Genomic DNA, 14,188 nt, shown 5'->3' on the forward strand with positions numbered 1-14,188 from the left:
GGATCACTTGCCGGTGTAGTCCTGGCCGAGGACCACGGAGACGTCCGCGTTCGCGGCCGCCTTGCCCTTCTTCACCGCCGTTGTCGGCAGGCCCAGCGTCTTGGCGACCTCGACGGCGTCCTGCTTGCGGGCGGCGTCGGCGTACGTGACCTGGGACGTCGGCACTGCGCCTGCGGTGCCGGCCGAGACGAAGGTGTAGCCGCCGTTGACGAGGCTGACGCGGGCGTCCTCGGCGCGGGCCTTGGCGCCGGTGGCGTTCCTGATGCCGACGCGCAGCGAGTCGCCGTCGGCCGGGGCCTTCACGGTTCCGCCGAGGACGTCCTTGACGACGGAGTTCGCGGCGGCGTCGGAGAGCGTGCCGTCGCTCCGGACCGGGAGCAGGGCGGTCTTGTAGTCGCCCTCCTTGGCGTGGTCGGCGAGCTTGGCGAGGAAGGCGCCGAGGTCCTTCTCGGTCAGCGACGGGTCGAGGATCTGGGCGAGCGTCTGCACGGTGGTGGTCGCGGCCTGCGGGTCGGACGACAGCTTGCGCAGCACGCCCTGCATGACCTGCCCGAACCGCATGAGCTGCGCGGTCTCGGCCTCGCCCTTGGCCCGGTAGGTGGCGTAGGCGACGGCCATCGGGCCGCTGAGGGTCTGCTGCTCGCCCTTGTGGACGAGGGTGGCGCCCTTCTTGTCCGGGTCGGGCACGTTCGCGTCGGTGTCGATGTCGATGTTGCCGACGAGTTCGACGAGGTTGTTCAGGTACGGGGTGTCCAGGCGCCAGGTGCCCTGGACGTCGGTGCCGAGGAGCGCGTCGATGGCATCGCTGGTGCCCGAGGAGCCGTCGTCGTCGACGGACTTGCCGAGCGTGGAGGTGGTGCCGTCGTCGCCCGACACGGCAAGGGAGTTGGGCAGCAGGACCGTGGTGCCCTGCTGGGTGGTGGTGTTGTTCACCAGGAGCGCCGTGGAGGTGGCGCCGCCCTTGGTGTTGTGCAGGTGGACGACGATGACGTCACGGTTCTGCGGTCCGGCCGCGACCGCGCCGCCGGTCTTCTTGGCGTCGTCCGACAGGAAGGGCAGCTTGCCCGCGGACCAGAGGTAGCCGATGCCGCCGACCACGCACAGGGCGAGGACGACGACGAGCGCGACGACGCGGTTGCGGCCGCGCCGCTTGGCCTCCTCGCGCCGCTCGCTGCGCGACTCGGTGAACTTCAGCCAGTCGATGACGTCTTCGGAGTTCTCGTCCGGTTCCTCGACGAACTGGAACTGCTCGGTGCGGTAGTCCCGGTCCTGCGCCGGCTCCGCCTCCTGGGGCGAGGGCGCCTGCTGCGGGATGTAGGCGGTGGCCTGCTGCTGCGGTACCTGCGGCGGGGCCTGCTGGGCGGCGACCCGCTGCTGCTCGCCGGTTCCGGCGGCCGCGCCGTACGGGTCGTAACCGCCGTGCTGCGCGCCACCGTAGGTGTCGTACGACGGTGAGGGCGCGGGCGCCTGCTGCACCGGCTGCTGCTGGCCGGTCGTGTACGGGTCGTAGCCGTATCCGTACGCCGAGTACTCTCCGGACCGCTCGTACGACGGCGCCTGCTGGACCTGCCGGTAGACCGGCTGCCCGAACTCGTCATAGCCGACCAGCTCGTACTGCTGCTGGTCGTAACCGTCGTATCGGTCGTTCACCGATGCCCCTCTCGGCGGTGCAGGGTCATTCGCCTCGGTACAGCTGGCGCTTGTCGATGTAGCGCACCACACCGTCCGGCACCATGTACCAGATGGGGTCGCCCTTGGCGACTCTGTCACGGCAGTCCGTGGACGAGATCGCGAGGGCGGGGACCTCGACGAACGAGACGCCGCCCTCGGGGAGTCCTGGGTCGGCGAGTGTGTGGCCCGGACGGGTCACGCCGATGAAGTGTGCCAGGGAGAAGAGCTCTTCGGTGTACCGCCAGGTGAGGATCTGGCCGAGAGCGTCGGCACCCGTGATGAAGAACAGGTCCGTGTCCGGATTGAGCGCGCGCAGATCGCGCAGCGTGTCCGTGGTGTACGTCGGCCCGCCGCGGTCGAGGTCGATGCGGCTCACCGAGAACTGCGGGTTCTCGGCGGTCGCGATGACCGTCATCAGATAGCGGTCCTCGGCCGGCGAGACCTTCTTGTCGCTCTTCTGCCAGGGCTGCCCGGTCGGCACGAACACGACCTCGTCGAGGTGGAACTGCGCGGCGACCTCGCTGGCCGCCACCAGGTGTCCGTGGTGGATCGGGTCGAACGTTCCGCCCATGACGCCGAGGCGTCGCTTGGTCGGTGAGGCCCACTCACGATCCGGGCCGCCGGCCGGGCTGTTGACCGGGCCGGTAGGCATGTCCTGCGCTCCCATGCGTGCAGAGCCTACTGGCCCGGTCCGAATGCTCGGTGCCCCGGCTCAGCGGTCGCGGTTGAAGCGCGTCGTGATCCACAGCAGCAGAAGCAGGATGACGAACGCGGCGCCACCCGTCATGAGGGGGCTGATGCTCTCGTGGTTGCCGCCGTGCTCGCCGCCCTCGGAGGCGAGAGTGGCCAGCTGGGCAGCGGTGCTGTGGAGGCTCATCTTCAGCAGGACCTATCCGGTGTGGGATCGGGATAAAGACTTCTGACCCATCGTAAGCGGGGGCACTCGCGCCGCTCACGCCGACTCTGCCGTACGGCCTCATCAGGAGCCGCGTCCGTACCCGCGTCAGTCGTCGCCGCGGTCGTCGTTCTTGTAGCCGCGCAGCAGGAACCAGGCGAGGAAGACCGCGCCGAGGACACCCACGATCAGCACGATGCGCAGCAGATTGCCGGCCCCTTGCTCCGCTGCGGCGCTGATGACGTGATCGAGGTGATCGGCATGATCCATGGGGGTTCGCTCCTTCTGTGTGCTGCCCCGTCACGGTATCTCCGCCTAGTGTGGAGTCCGTCTCGGGGGCACAACCACACACACCATGGGGGGCCGCATGCCCGACGTACCGAACGAAGAGCACGAGAACGTACCCAGTAGGCAGCGCAGGCGCTTCCCCGGGATCTCATCGCGGGCGTACGAGCACCCCGCGGACCGCTCCGCCCTCGTGGCACTGCGCAAGCTCACCGGCTTCGACACGGTCTTCAAGGCGCTGAGCGGTCTGCTGCCGGAGCGCAGCCTGCGCCTGCTGTTCCTGTCGGACTCGGTGCGCGTCTCCGACGAGCAGTTCGCGCACCTCAACGCGATGCTGCGGGACGCCTGTTACATCCTGGACCTGGAGAAGGTCCCGCCGATGTACGTCAACCAGGACCCGCAGCCGAACGCGATGTGCATCGGTCTCGACGAGCCGATCATCGTCGTGACGACCGGTCTCGTGGAGCTGCTCGACGAGGAGGAGATGCGGGCGGTCGTCGGTCACGAGGTCGGCCACGCGCTGTCGGGCCACTCGGTCTACCGGACGATACTGCTCTTCCTCACCAGCCTCGCGCTCCGCGTCGCGTGGATCCCGCTCGGCAACCTCGCGATCATGGCGATCGTGACGGCGCTGCGCGAGTGGTTCCGCAAGTCCGAACTCTCCGCGGACCGCGCCGGGTTGCTCGTCGGCCAGGACCTGCGGGCCTCCATGCGCGGCCTGATGAAGATCGCGGGCGGCAACCACCTGCACGAGATGAACGTCGACGCGTTCCTCAAGCAGGCCGAGGAGTACGAGGCCGGGGGCGATCTGCGCGACTCGGTCCTGAAGATCCTGAACGTGATGCCGCGCTCGCACCCCTTCACCACGGTGCGCGCCGCCGAGCTGAAGAAGTGGGCCGAGACCCGCGACTACCAGCGGCTGATGGACGGGCACTACCCGCGCCGCACGGAGGACAAGGAGACCTCGGTGACCGACTCCTTCCGCGAGTCGGCCGCGCACTACTCGGAGCACGTGAAGAACTCGAAGGACCCGCTGATGAAGCTGGTCAGCGATATCGCGGGCGGCGCCGGCGACATCGGCGGCCGGGTACGGCGCGGCTTCGGGAACTTCGGCGGGACCAACGGCGGGACCAACGGGGGCAGCAGCAACGGCGGGGGCAACGACGGCAACCACGGCACCCCTGACGACGAGTAGGCCCCTCCGGAAGCAACTCCCTTGAGACGTAAGGGAGTCACACGGACGGCTGGGCACTGGGTGCGAGCGCGCCGCACAGCGCGGACGCGGTCGCACTGCCCGTCGCGTACGGGTCGGTGCCCGCCGGGCCGTCCTTCTTCGCCGTCTGCCCCGCGAGCAGCGGATGCAGGTGCTCGGCCGAGTCGGCGGCGCAGGCGAGCGGCCCGGCCTGGACGTAGGACACGAGCAGTTCGGCCTGGTGGTTGCGCAGGTCGTCGCGGTCGAAGCGGAAGTGCAGCTCGCGCCGGACCGTGAACAGGGAGGCCTTCGCCCCGGCGACGGAGCCCGCGGGCCGCAGCGCGTACACGAACGTGTGGTCCGAGGTGACCTCGAGGGTGTCCGCGTCGGTCTCCGCCACGTGCAGGGCGCCCTGGACGCGGATGTGCGGGTCGGCGAGCTCGGCCTGCGCCGGGTCGAAGCGGATCAGCCAGCCGGTAGCCGCGTGCCGTCCGTCGGCGGCGGGCTTGTCGATGCTCTGGTCGAACTGGCCGAGCTGCTGCGGGTCGACGAGCGTACGCACCGGGCGCACGGACCCTCCGGTGAGCACGTCCGGGTCGAGCGAGGAGTCGACGAGGTAGTCCTTCGCGGTGGTCAGCGCGGTGACGACCTGGCTGTCGGAGAAGTGCGCGGTGCGCCGGGTCGACGTCGGCAGCTCTATGCCGCCGGCGGCGACGTGGAAGTTGGCCGCGGGGCTGTGCGCGTACAGCTCGGCGACGGAGGCGGAGCCCGGCACCTTGCCGGCCGGGGCGAGCGGTATGACGGTCATGCGCAGCGGGTCGGTGTGCCGGGCGACCGGGGCCGTGCGGTACGGGCTGCGGACGCCCATGTAGATCGCGGTGCCGAAGGCGATCATGATCAGGACGACGAGGATGACGGCCTGCCGGGTCAGGCCGCGGCGCAGCGCCGGGGTGCGGCGCACGGCGGGCGCGTGGTCGGTGATGCGCTCCTGTGCGGAGAACTCCTGGAGGCGGGCAGCCTTGACGAACGACTCGTCGAACACGACGGATCGGTATTCGTCCTCGCTTCCGCTGCCACCGCCGGGGGTGCCTTCCGGTGTCCCCTCCGGTGGGTCTCCTGGCCCGCCCATACCTTCAGGGTAGGTCTCCGGGACCTCAGGTAAACGCCCTGGTACACGACAAGTTCGGACAGGCTCCCACGCGCCTGCTCAGGGCGTGCGCGGGACCGCCGAAACCGCGGGCTGCGAGTAGTCGGCGGAGGCGGAGGGCGGGCCCGGCAGGCTCTTCTCCAGCTCGGTCGTCGCCGGTGGCGGCACCCGGTCCTGGCGGCCCGACGCGGCACCCCGGTAGACGGCGGTGAAGGCGAGGGCGACCATGCCGACCCCCATCAGCAGGGCGAGCGCCCAGGCGACGGGCCTGCGCCAGCGGACCATCCCGGAATACGGGCCGGGCCGGCCCTCCCGGGCGAGCTCTTCCTCGTACAGCTCGTCGAGGCCCCGGTCGAACTCGTCCGCGCCGTCGGCGAGGAACCCGTCCTCGTAGAAGTCGTCGTCGGGTCCGCGGCGTATGCGCGCCCTGCGGGCCTCGGACTCCTGGGCCTCTGCGCGCGCCTGGGCCGCGGCGAGCAGCCGCTCGACCGCGGTCGGCTCATGGACCTCGGCGGCCTTCACGAAGTCCTCGTCGAAGACCACGGAGGCGAACTCTTCGTCCCAGCCCCCGCGGTCGTGGTCGTCGTCGGGCTCCCAGCCGTCCGGAAACGGCCTGCCCCCCACGTCCTCCGGCACCCGTCCAGAGTAGACCGGAGGGGTCAATTTGGGCAGACGGTAAGGGAATTCACCTCACAAGAGTGCGCTTAACGGATGTGGCCGTCGCCCGTGACGATGTACTTGGTGCTGGTCAGCTCCGGCAGACCCATGGGGCCGCGGGCGTGCAGCTTCTGCGTGGAGATGCCGATCTCGGCGCCGAAGCCGAACTGGCCGCCGTCGGTGAACCGCGTCGAGGCGTTGACCGCGACCGTCGTGGAGTCGACGAGCTGGGTGAAGCGGCGGGCGGCCTGCTGCGAGGTGGTGACAATGGCCTCGGTGTGGCCCGAGGACCACAGGCGGATGTGCTCGACGGCCTTGTCGAGGTCGTCGACGACGGCGGCCGCGATGTCGTACGAGAGGTACTCGGTCTCCCAGTCGTCGTGCTGGGCCTCGACGACGGTCGCCTTGCTGGCGGGGGCGTACGCGAGGATCCGCGGGTCCGCGTGGACCGTGACACCGGCGTCGGCGAGCGCGTCGAGGGCGCGCGGCACGAAGGCGTCGGCGATGTCCTGGTGGACGAGGAGCGTCTCGGCGGCGTTGCAGACGGAGGGCCGCTGCGCCTTGGAGTTGATCAGGATGTCGACGGCCATGTCGATGTCGGCGTGCGCGTCGACGTACACGTGGCAGTTGCCGGTGCCGGTCTCGATGACGGGGACGATCGAGTTCTCGACGACGTTCTTGATGAGCGAGGCGCCGCCGCGCGGGATCAGGACGTCGACGAGGCCGCGGGCGCGCATCAGCTCGGTGACGGAGTCGCGGGACTCGCCGGGCACGAGTTGGATGGCGTCGGCGGGCAGGCCGCTGCCGCCGACGGCGTCGCGCAGCACGCGCACGAGCGCGGTGTTCGACTCGTACGCCGATGAGCTGCCGCGCAGCAGGACGGCGTTGCCCGACTTGAGGCAGAGGGCGGCGGCGTCCACGGTGACGTTCGGCCGGGCCTCGTAGATGATGCCGACGACGCCGAGCGGGACGCGGACCTGGCGCAGGTCGATGCCGTTCGGGAGGGTGTTGCCGCGCACGACCGTGCCGACCGGGTCGGGCAGGGCTGAGACGCCGCGCACGTCGGAGGCGATGGCGCGGACCCGCTCCGGGGTGAGCGTGAGCCGGTCGATGATCGACTCGGAGGTGCCGGCCTCGCGGGCGCGGGCGATGTCCTTGGCGTTGGCCTCGACGATCTCGGACGTACGGACTTCCAGGGCGTCGGCGATCGCCGCGAGGGCGTCGTCCTTCTCCGCGCGCGGCAGCGGGGCGAGGTCGTTCGCGGCGGCGCGGGCGCGGTAGGCGGCCTGGGTGACCGGGGTCAGCGAGTCGTACGGGTTCAGCGAAGGCGACGTCATGCTCCGCAGCGTAACGGGGGCACGGCACGCGTCCAGCACGCGTTTCGGGTGCTGAGACATGGCTCAAAACGGTCCGCTCAGAACGGGTGCACGCCCACCGGGGTGGCGGGCAGCGGGCCGTAGCCCTCCGCGATCCGCTGGTGGTAGGTCTGGCGGTCGATGACCTCCAGGCCGACGATCTCCCACGGCGGCAGCTGCGACGTCTGGCGGTGCTCGCCCCACAGGCGCAGGGCGACGGCCGCCGCGTCGTGGAGGTCGCGGGCCTCTTCCCAGTAGCGGATCTCCGCGTGGTCGACCGCGTAGCGGCTGGTCAGCAGGAAGGGGTGGTCGTGGGCGAGCTGTTCGAGACCGCGCCGGACCTCCGCGAGGGGTGCCTCGGCGCCGGAGACGCTGAGCGTGATGTGCCACAGCCGGGGGCCTTCTTCGGCCACCGTGTCCGTGGGTTCGCCGGCGGCTCCCTGCTCGTACGTCTCGCCCGCGGCCACGCTGGTCAGGGCCCGCCCCGCCGACCCTCGGGACCCTTTGGACACGGCCCCCGGGCGCGCTCGTCTCACGACGGCCTCCTTTGCGCAATGGTCGTGCGGAACTTCCCCTGAATGAACTCCCTGCCACAAGAGTTGACCAGGCCACGGAGCTTCGTGGGGTGGTTTTGGGGAAGGTCCCCCACGGGTGGCAGGCTTTCGGCCGCCCACGCAGGTGGTTTCGAAGGCGGACGGCCGCGTTTCAAGCCCGGAGGAGGACCAGGTCGTCCCTGTGTACGACTTCTCTCTCGTACGCAGGACCGAGGTCGCGGGCCAGTTCCCGCGTGGAGCGGCCGATCAGCTGAGGGATCTCCTTCGCGTCGAAGTTGACCAGACCGCGGGCCACGGCCCGGCCCTCGGGGTCGCGCAGCTCGACGGGGTCTCCGGCGCTGAACTCGCCCTCCACCGCGGCGATCCCGGCGGGCAGCAGCGAGGTGCGCCGCTCGACCACGGCCCGTACGGCACCGTCGTCCAGGGTGATCGCGCCCTGCGGCGTCGAGGCGTGCTGGAGCCAGAGCAGGCGGTCGGCGCTGCGGCGTCCCGTGCGGTGGAAGTACGTACCGGTGTCGCGGGCGGCGAGCGCGTCGGCGGCGTGGCTGGCGCTGGTGAGGACGACGGGGATGCCGGCCGCGGCGGCGATGGATGCGGCCTCGACCTTGGTGACCATGCCGCCGGTGCCGACGCCCGCCTTCCCGGCGGAGCCGATCTTGACGTGCGCTGTGTCGGCGGGCTCGCGCACCTCGGCGATGCGGGAGGTGCCGGGCTTCGAGGGGTCCCCGTCGTACAGGCCGTCCACGTCGGAGAGCAGGACGAGGAGGTCCGCGTGGACGAGGTGGGCGACGAGGGCGGCGAGCCGGTCGTTGTCGCCGAAGCGGATCTCGTCGGTGGCGACGGTGTCGTTCTCGTTGACGACCGGGAGCGCCCCCATCGCGAGGAGCTGGTCGAGGGTGCGCGAGGCGTTGCGGTGGTGGGCGCGGCGGGCCATGTCGTCGCTGGTGAGCAGCACCTGGCCGACGCGGACGCCGTAGCGCGCGAAGGAGGCGGTGTAGCGGGCGACGAGGAGCCCCTGGCCGACGCTCGCCGCGGCCTGCTGGCGGGCGAGGTCCTTCGGGCGGCGGGTCAGGCCGAGTGGCGCGAGGCCGGCGGCGATGGCACCGGAGGAGACCAGGACGATCTCCTTCTCCCCACCGCTTCTGTGCTTCGCGAGCACGTCCACGAGGGCATCGACGCGGTCCGCGTCCAGTCCCCCCGCGGCCGTGGTGAGCGACGACGATCCGACCTTGACCACGATCCGGCGCGCTTCCGCGACGCCTTGCCTTGCCCCTGACATGGCTCGCAATGTACGTGACGTAGTCATCCGGACGCTCTCGGGTTTCGAGGGGCGGACAGCGAGGCGGGCGGCCCTCTGCCACCCCGACGGGTATTTGGGCCCAAGCGTTCCGCACCCTTTGCCCCTTTATACGGTGATTGATGTCACGGAGGATTGCTACGGGACCGCTGAAAGTCATACGGTCAGTGGTCAGCCTTTTCACCGAGGCGGATCAACCCCCCGCAACCCCCTGTGGTCCCCCCACCCTCCGACCCCCTGCCAGGAGCCCAGCCCGTGCCCTCCGCCGGACTTGCCTCGCGCCGCGTCGTGCAGCTCTCAGTGCTGTTCGCGATGTTCGCGCTCTATGTGGCCCAGCTCGTCAGCGCGCTCGTTCCGTATGTACCCGTGTTCGTCGCCGCGAGTGCGGCCGGCCTTGCCCTCGACACGTATCTCCAGTTCAAGCAGCCGGGCCTGCTGTCCCTCCTGGGCAAGATCCGCTTCGACGTGACCGTGCGGCAGCTGCTGCGCGACATGCTGATCCTGGTCGGCCTGCTGCGCATCGACGGCATCGACCCGCTCGGCGAGCAGGCGCCGCTGCTCATCGCGCTGCTCGCCGTCTACGTCCTGCACTTCGGCTGCCAGGCCGCAGCGGTCCTGGTGCGCCGCACCCGCACGCTGCCGATCGTCACGCGCAACATCGACTCCTCGGCGCTGCGCCTGTCGGCCGCACCGCCGCGCATCCTGGCCCGGCGCGCCAGCCACCGCATGCTGGCCTTCTCGATCCCGGCCACCGCGGGCCTGCTGCTCACGGCCGCCACCACCGACGCCTTCTGGGGCGGCATCGGCATCGGCCTGTCGATCGCGCTGTTCGGCGGCGGCATGCTCTACCTGGCCACGTGGCTGCTGCCCAAGAAGCGGGCGCTGAGCGAGCAGAAGGTCATGGAGTGGCTGGACAAGTGGCTGGCCGCCTACAAGCCGACCGTGGCCATGTACTTCTCGGGCGGCACGACCTCCGCGTACCAGGCGAACATGTGGCTCTCCACGCTCGCCGACGTCGACGGCAAGCCGCTGATCGTGCTGCGTGAGCGCTTCATGGTGAACAAGATCGACGCGACCGACGTGCCGATCATCTGCTTCCCGAAGGTCGCCACGATGTTCTCCCTGGAGAACTCGACGCTGAAGATGATGCTGCACCCGGCGAACGCCGCGAAGACCTCGCAGGTGCTGCGCATCCCCACGATCAAGCACGCCTTCATCAACCACGGCGAGTCCGACAAGCTCAGCTCGTGCAACCCGTACGCGAAGGCGTACGACGAGGTGTGGGTGGCGGGCCCCGCGGCCCGCGACCGCTACCAGCTGGCCGACGTCGGCGTCGAGGACAAGGACGTCGTCGAGGTGGGCCGCCCGCAGCTCTCCCCGATCAAGGTCGGCACGGGCCCCGCGAAGGGCGCGTACACCACGGTCCTCTACGCCCCCACCTGGGAAGGCTGGGACGGCAACCCGGGCAACACGTCGGTGATCCTGGCCGGCGAGAACATCGTGCGGCACCTGCTCGCCGACGAGAAGGTGCGGCTGATCTACAAGCCGCACCCGATGACCGGTTCGCAGGTCCCCGCCGCGGGCGAGGCCAACCAGCGCATCATGGCGATGATCCGCGAGGCCAACACCCGCCGCTCCGGCGCCCGTCCGGGCCCCGAGGCCGCCGCCGAGCTGACCCGCGCCGCCGCGGCGCTCGACGAGCTGACCTCCACCGCGTTCCGCACCAGTGCGGACGAGATGGAGAAGATGATGCTCCAGGGCAAGCCCGAGGGCGGCCGTGCCGCGGCCGTCGCCGAGGCGATCGCCGCGTGGGAGCAGGCGTACTGGGCGTCGTTCCCCGAGTGGGAGCACCTCATCGTCACCGAGGCCCGTCCCGCGATCTTCACCTGCTTCAACCAGGCCGACGTGCTGATCTCGGACGTCTCCTCGGTCGTCTCCGACTGGCTGAGCAGCGAGAAGCCGTACGCCGTCGCCAACACCTCCGGCCTGTCGGAGACCGATTTCCGCACCGGCTTCCCGACGGTGAGCGCCGCGACGATCCTGACGCCCGAGGCAAAGGGCGTACCCGCCCTTCTCGCGGCCGTTCGCGGCGAGAGCGAGGATGTGTACGCCGAGGCGCGTCTGGAGCTCAAGGAGCACCTCCTGGGCCCCTCGGACCCGCCGTCCATGGACCGCTTCAACGGCGCCGTGCGCGCGCTGTGCGAGCGGGCCGACGAGCGCCGGGTGCGGATGGCCGAGCGCGGCGAGACGGAGATCCCCTCGCAGCGTGAGGACTCCGTCGAGGAGCAGGTCGCCGAGGCCATCGAGGCGGAGGCGGCGCCGGAGTCCGAGGACTCGGTCACGGCGTAGCCACAGCATGTGCACAACAAAGGGCCCGGGGTGATCACCCCGGGCCCTTTGCCATAGGCTCCGCGCGATCAAGGATCGGCCTCCCCAAAGGCCGACGTCCTTCTCGGGAGGATCCCCCATGACCCACATATCCCCGTCCCCCCTCACCCGCCGCGGGCTGCTCAAGGCGGGCGGCGGGCTCGGCCTCGCCGCGCTCGGCCTCGGTCTCGGCGCGCCGTCCGCGTCGGCGTCGGTGCCCTCGTCCCAGCGGTTCGACCTGACGCAGCCCTCGTACGACCTGTTCCGCTCCAAGACGCTGCACGACTCGACGGTCCAGCAGGGCTTCGCCTTCGACAACGTCAACCGGCGCCTGTTCGTCGCCCAGCGCACCGACGGCTCGTCCGAGACCGGCGGCGACCTGTGCATCACGCAGCTCGACTTCGCCGGCAACTACGTCGGCTACATGCACCTCCAGGGCTTCGGGCACGGCGTCTCGTTCGGCGCGCAGGGCCTGGGCTCGGACACGTACCTGTGGACCGAGGTCGACGCGAACTCCAACGGGTACGGCACCCGCCTCGCCCGCTTCAAGTTCACCGACGGCCAGACGCTGGGAAGCACGTCGTCGCTGCTGACCAAGTACGCGCCGATCTCCACGGCGAACGAGTACACCTGCGCCATCGACCCGGTCACCAACCGCCTGATCGTCCGCTACAACATCAGCGGCGACGGCAAGCACATCGCCGCCTACGACCTGGCCAAGGCGAGCCTCGGCGACTTCTCGGGCCGTCTGGTCGACTTCAAGCAGCCGGCGCTCGGCACCAGGTCGGCCACCTTCCAGGGCTACACGGCGTACGGCCAGTACCTGTACGTGATGACGGGCGACTCGTACGACGTCACGGGCGGCGTGGTCAACTCCGAGGTGCTCAGCATCAACATGAACACCGGCGCAGTCGCCGAGGCCCCCGTCATCACGAACGCGGGCTCGACGCTGTCCTTCCGGGAGCCGGAGGGCCTCGCGATCTACAAGACGGTCGACGGCGAGGTCCGCCTCTTCCTGGGCTTCGCCTCGGGCGACGCGGGCGACCGCCGCTCGAACCTCTTCTACAAGAACGTGCTGGTGTAGTTCGGCGCAAAAGGCAGGGCCGCACCCCGTGCCGGGGTACGGCCCTGCCTCGACCTCACGCGCAGAACGCCTGGGACGCCTGGGACGCCTAGAACGGCTTGAAGTCGTCGAACTCCTGCTGCGCCTCGTCCCGGGCCGCCTGGCGGTCGCGACGGCGCTGCTCGGCCGGGCGCGGGGCCTCCATACGGTGGTCCTCGCCACGGCGGCCGAGCATCTCGGCGCCCGCCATCATGGTGGGCTCCCAGTCGAAGACGACCGCGTTCTCCTCGGGGCCGATGGCGACGCCGTCGCCGTTGCGGGCACCCGACTTCATCAGGGCCTCTTCCACACCGAGGCGGTTGAGGCGGTCCGCGAGGTAACCCACGGCCTCGTCGTTGTTGAAGTCGGTCTGGCGCACCCAGCGCTCCGGCTTCTCACCGCGGACGCGGAACAGCGGCTCGCCGTCGACCTCTTCGCGGGTGACGGTGAAGCCCGAGTCGTCCACGGCCTTCGGGCGGATGACGATGCGGGTCGCCTCCTCCTTCGGCTTGGCGGCGCGAGCGGTGCCGACCAGCTCGGCCAGCGCGAACGACAGCTCCTTGAGGCCCTTGTGGGCGACGGCGGAGACCTCGAAGACGCGGTAGCCGCGCGCCTCCAGGTCGGGCTTGACCATCTCGGCCAGCTCCTGTCCGTCGGGCACGTCGATCTTGTTGAGGACGACGATCCGCGGCCGGTTCTCCAGACCCGCGCCGTACTCCCGCAGCTCCGCCTCGATGACGTCGAGGTCGGAGACGGGGTCGCGGTCGGACTCCAGGGTCGCCGTGTCGAGGACGTGCACGAGCACCGAGCAGCGCTCGACGTGGCGCAGGAACTCGAGGCCGAGGCCCTTGCCCTGGCTGGCGCCGGGGATCAGGCCCGGCACGTCGGCGATGGTGTAGACGGTCTCGCCGGCGGTGACCACGCCCAGGTTCGGGACGAGGGTCGTGAACGGGTAGTCGGCGATCTTCGGCTTGGCGGCCGAGAGCACCGAGATCAGCGACGACTTGCCCGCGCTCGGGTAGCCGACGAGCGCCACGTCCGCGACGGTCTTCAGCTCCAGGACGACGTCACGCATGTCGCCCTCGACGCCGAGCAGCGCGAAGCCGGGCGCCTTGCGGCGGGCCGAGGCGAGGGCCGCGTTGCCGAGGCCGCCGCGGCCGCCCTGAGCGGCGACGAAGGTGGTGCCCTGGCCGACGAGGTCGGCGAGCACGTTGCCCTGCTTGTCGAGGACGACGGTGCCGTCCGGCACCGGCAGGACCAGGTCCTGGCCGTCCTTGCCGGAGCGGTGGTCGCCCGCGCCGGGCGCACCGTTGGTGGCCTTGCGGTGCGGGGAGTGGTGGTAGTCGAGGAGCGTCGTGACGTCCTGGTCGACGACCAGGATCACATCGCCGCCACGGCCGCCGTTGCCGCCGTCCGGACCGCCGAGCGGCTTGAACTTCTCACGGTGGACGGAGGCACAGCCGTGGCCCCCGTTACCCGCGGCGACATGCAGCTCGACGCGGTCCACGAAGGTGGTCATTGGTCAGTGCCTCCTGGGGGTCCCCCCGGGCAAAGCTTGGGGGCGTACGGGAATGTCTACAGCTCAACACGCGAAAGGCGGACCCGCTTCCCGAAAGGGAAGTGAGGTCCGCCTCGCGAAAATCCGGGTCAGAAAGCCGTCAGGCGT

Annotated in this window: 13 protein-coding genes; 3 read left to right on the top strand and 10 right to left on the bottom strand. The window is 70.4% G+C overall.

From position 1 onward, the window contains the following. Positions 1–3: 3 nt before the first annotated feature. The 4 genes from AB0L37_RS18420 to AB0L37_RS18435 form a co-directional block, all read right to left on the bottom strand. A complete protein-coding gene (locus AB0L37_RS18420) occupies positions 4–1,650 on the bottom strand; it encodes an LCP family protein (protein ID WP_365505964.1) in 1,647 nt (548 codons plus the stop codon). 25 nt (positions 1,651–1,675) lie between these two features. Next, positions 1,676–2,338, bottom strand: coding sequence for a nicotinate-nucleotide adenylyltransferase (gene nadD / locus AB0L37_RS18425; protein WP_338696401.1), 663 nt, complete (start codon positions 2,336–2,338; stop codon positions 1,676–1,678). A 45-nt stretch (positions 2,339–2,383) separates the two neighbouring features. Next, positions 2,384–2,548: a hypothetical protein gene (locus tag AB0L37_RS18430; protein ID WP_338696402.1), complete on the bottom strand. Its 165-nt coding sequence runs from the start codon at positions 2,546–2,548 to the stop codon at positions 2,384–2,386. Positions 2,549–2,674: 126 nt separating this feature from the next. Continuing rightward, positions 2,675–2,836 carry a hypothetical protein gene (locus tag AB0L37_RS18435; RefSeq protein WP_365505968.1) on the bottom strand — a complete coding sequence of 54 codons (162 nt, stop codon included), beginning with the start codon at positions 2,834–2,836 and terminating at the stop codon, positions 2,675–2,677. 97 nt (positions 2,837–2,933) lie between these two features. On the opposite strand from AB0L37_RS18435, the gene AB0L37_RS18440 reads away from it, so the two are divergent. Next, a complete protein-coding gene (locus tag AB0L37_RS18440; protein ID WP_365505971.1) occupies positions 2,934–4,046 on the top strand; it encodes a M48 family metallopeptidase in 1,113 nt (370 codons plus the stop codon). Positions 4,047–4,083: 37 nt separating this feature from the next. On the opposite strand, the gene AB0L37_RS18445 is transcribed toward AB0L37_RS18440, so the two are convergent. The 5 genes from AB0L37_RS18445 to proB form a co-directional block, all read right to left on the bottom strand. Continuing rightward, positions 4,084–5,172, bottom strand: a complete 1,089-nt coding sequence (locus tag AB0L37_RS18445) for a hypothetical protein (RefSeq protein ID WP_365505974.1) — start codon at positions 5,170–5,172, stop codon at positions 4,084–4,086. A 78-nt stretch (positions 5,173–5,250) separates the two neighbouring features. Beyond that, positions 5,251–5,826 carry a hypothetical protein gene (locus AB0L37_RS18450; RefSeq protein WP_365505976.1) on the bottom strand — a complete coding sequence of 192 codons (576 nt, stop codon included), beginning with the start codon at positions 5,824–5,826 and terminating at the stop codon, positions 5,251–5,253. Between the two features lie 68 nt (positions 5,827–5,894). Next, on the bottom strand, positions 5,895–7,184 hold the full coding sequence (locus AB0L37_RS18455) for a glutamate-5-semialdehyde dehydrogenase (protein ID WP_365505979.1): 1,290 nt from the start codon (positions 7,182–7,184) through the stop codon (positions 5,895–5,897). A 77-nt stretch (positions 7,185–7,261) separates the two neighbouring features. After that, positions 7,262–7,738, bottom strand: coding sequence for a hypothetical protein (locus tag AB0L37_RS18460; RefSeq protein ID WP_365505982.1), 477 nt, complete (start codon positions 7,736–7,738; stop codon positions 7,262–7,264). A gap of 169 nt (positions 7,739–7,907) precedes the next feature. Then, positions 7,908–9,035, bottom strand: coding sequence for a glutamate 5-kinase (gene proB / locus AB0L37_RS18465; protein WP_365505985.1), 1,128 nt, complete (start codon positions 9,033–9,035; stop codon positions 7,908–7,910). Between the two features lie 273 nt (positions 9,036–9,308). On the opposite strand from proB, the gene AB0L37_RS18470 reads away from it, so the two are divergent. Next, on the top strand, positions 9,309–11,402 hold the full coding sequence (locus tag AB0L37_RS18470) for a hypothetical protein (protein WP_365505987.1): 2,094 nt from the start codon (positions 9,309–9,311) through the stop codon (positions 11,400–11,402). Positions 11,403–11,520: 118 nt separating this feature from the next. Beyond that, on the top strand, positions 11,521–12,504 hold the full coding sequence (locus AB0L37_RS18475; protein ID WP_365505990.1) for a teichoic acid biosynthesis protein C: 984 nt from the start codon (positions 11,521–11,523) through the stop codon (positions 12,502–12,504). Between the two features lie 88 nt (positions 12,505–12,592). Here the strand turns inward: AB0L37_RS18475 and obgE are convergent, their stop codons facing one another. Continuing rightward, positions 12,593–14,041 (bottom strand): GTPase ObgE, encoded by a 1,449-nt coding sequence (gene obgE, locus AB0L37_RS18480; RefSeq protein ID WP_365505993.1) that lies wholly within the window; start codon positions 14,039–14,041, stop codon positions 12,593–12,595. Positions 14,042–14,188: the final 147 nt, after the last annotated feature.

Source organism: Streptomyces sp. NPDC052225 (assembly GCF_040679615.1).
In the GTDB taxonomy this organism is placed as follows: Bacteria; Actinomycetota; Actinomycetes; order Streptomycetales; family Streptomycetaceae; genus Streptomyces.

What these genes read in the sequence shown, in the direction of transcription:
- AB0L37_RS18475 (WP_365505990.1), top strand. Translation starts at nt 11,521, where the DNA reads ATGACCCACATATCCCCGTCCCCCCTCACCCGCCGCGGGCTGCTCAAG.
- AB0L37_RS18430 (WP_338696402.1), bottom strand. Translation starts at nt 2,548, where the DNA reads ATGAGCCTCCACAGCACCGCTGCCCAGCTGGCCACTCTCGCCTCCGAG.
- AB0L37_RS18455 (WP_365505979.1), bottom strand. Translation starts at nt 7,184, where the DNA reads ATGACGTCGCCTTCGCTGAACCCGTACGACTCGCTGACCCCGGTCACC.
- nadD (WP_338696401.1), bottom strand. Translation starts at nt 2,338, where the DNA reads ATGGGAGCGCAGGACATGCCTACCGGCCCGGTCAACAGCCCGGCCGGC.
- AB0L37_RS18445 (WP_365505974.1), bottom strand. Translation starts at nt 5,172, where the DNA reads ATGGGCGGGCCAGGAGACCCACCGGAGGGGACACCGGAAGGCACCCCC.
- AB0L37_RS18435 (WP_365505968.1), bottom strand. Translation starts at nt 2,836, where the DNA reads ATGGATCATGCCGATCACCTCGATCACGTCATCAGCGCCGCAGCGGAG.
- AB0L37_RS18440 (WP_365505971.1), top strand. Translation starts at nt 2,934, where the DNA reads ATGCCCGACGTACCGAACGAAGAGCACGAGAACGTACCCAGTAGGCAG.
- proB (WP_365505985.1), bottom strand. Translation starts at nt 9,035, where the DNA reads ATGTCAGGGGCAAGGCAAGGCGTCGCGGAAGCGCGCCGGATCGTGGTC.
- obgE (WP_365505993.1), bottom strand. Translation starts at nt 14,041, where the DNA reads ATGACCACCTTCGTGGACCGCGTCGAGCTGCATGTCGCCGCGGGTAAC.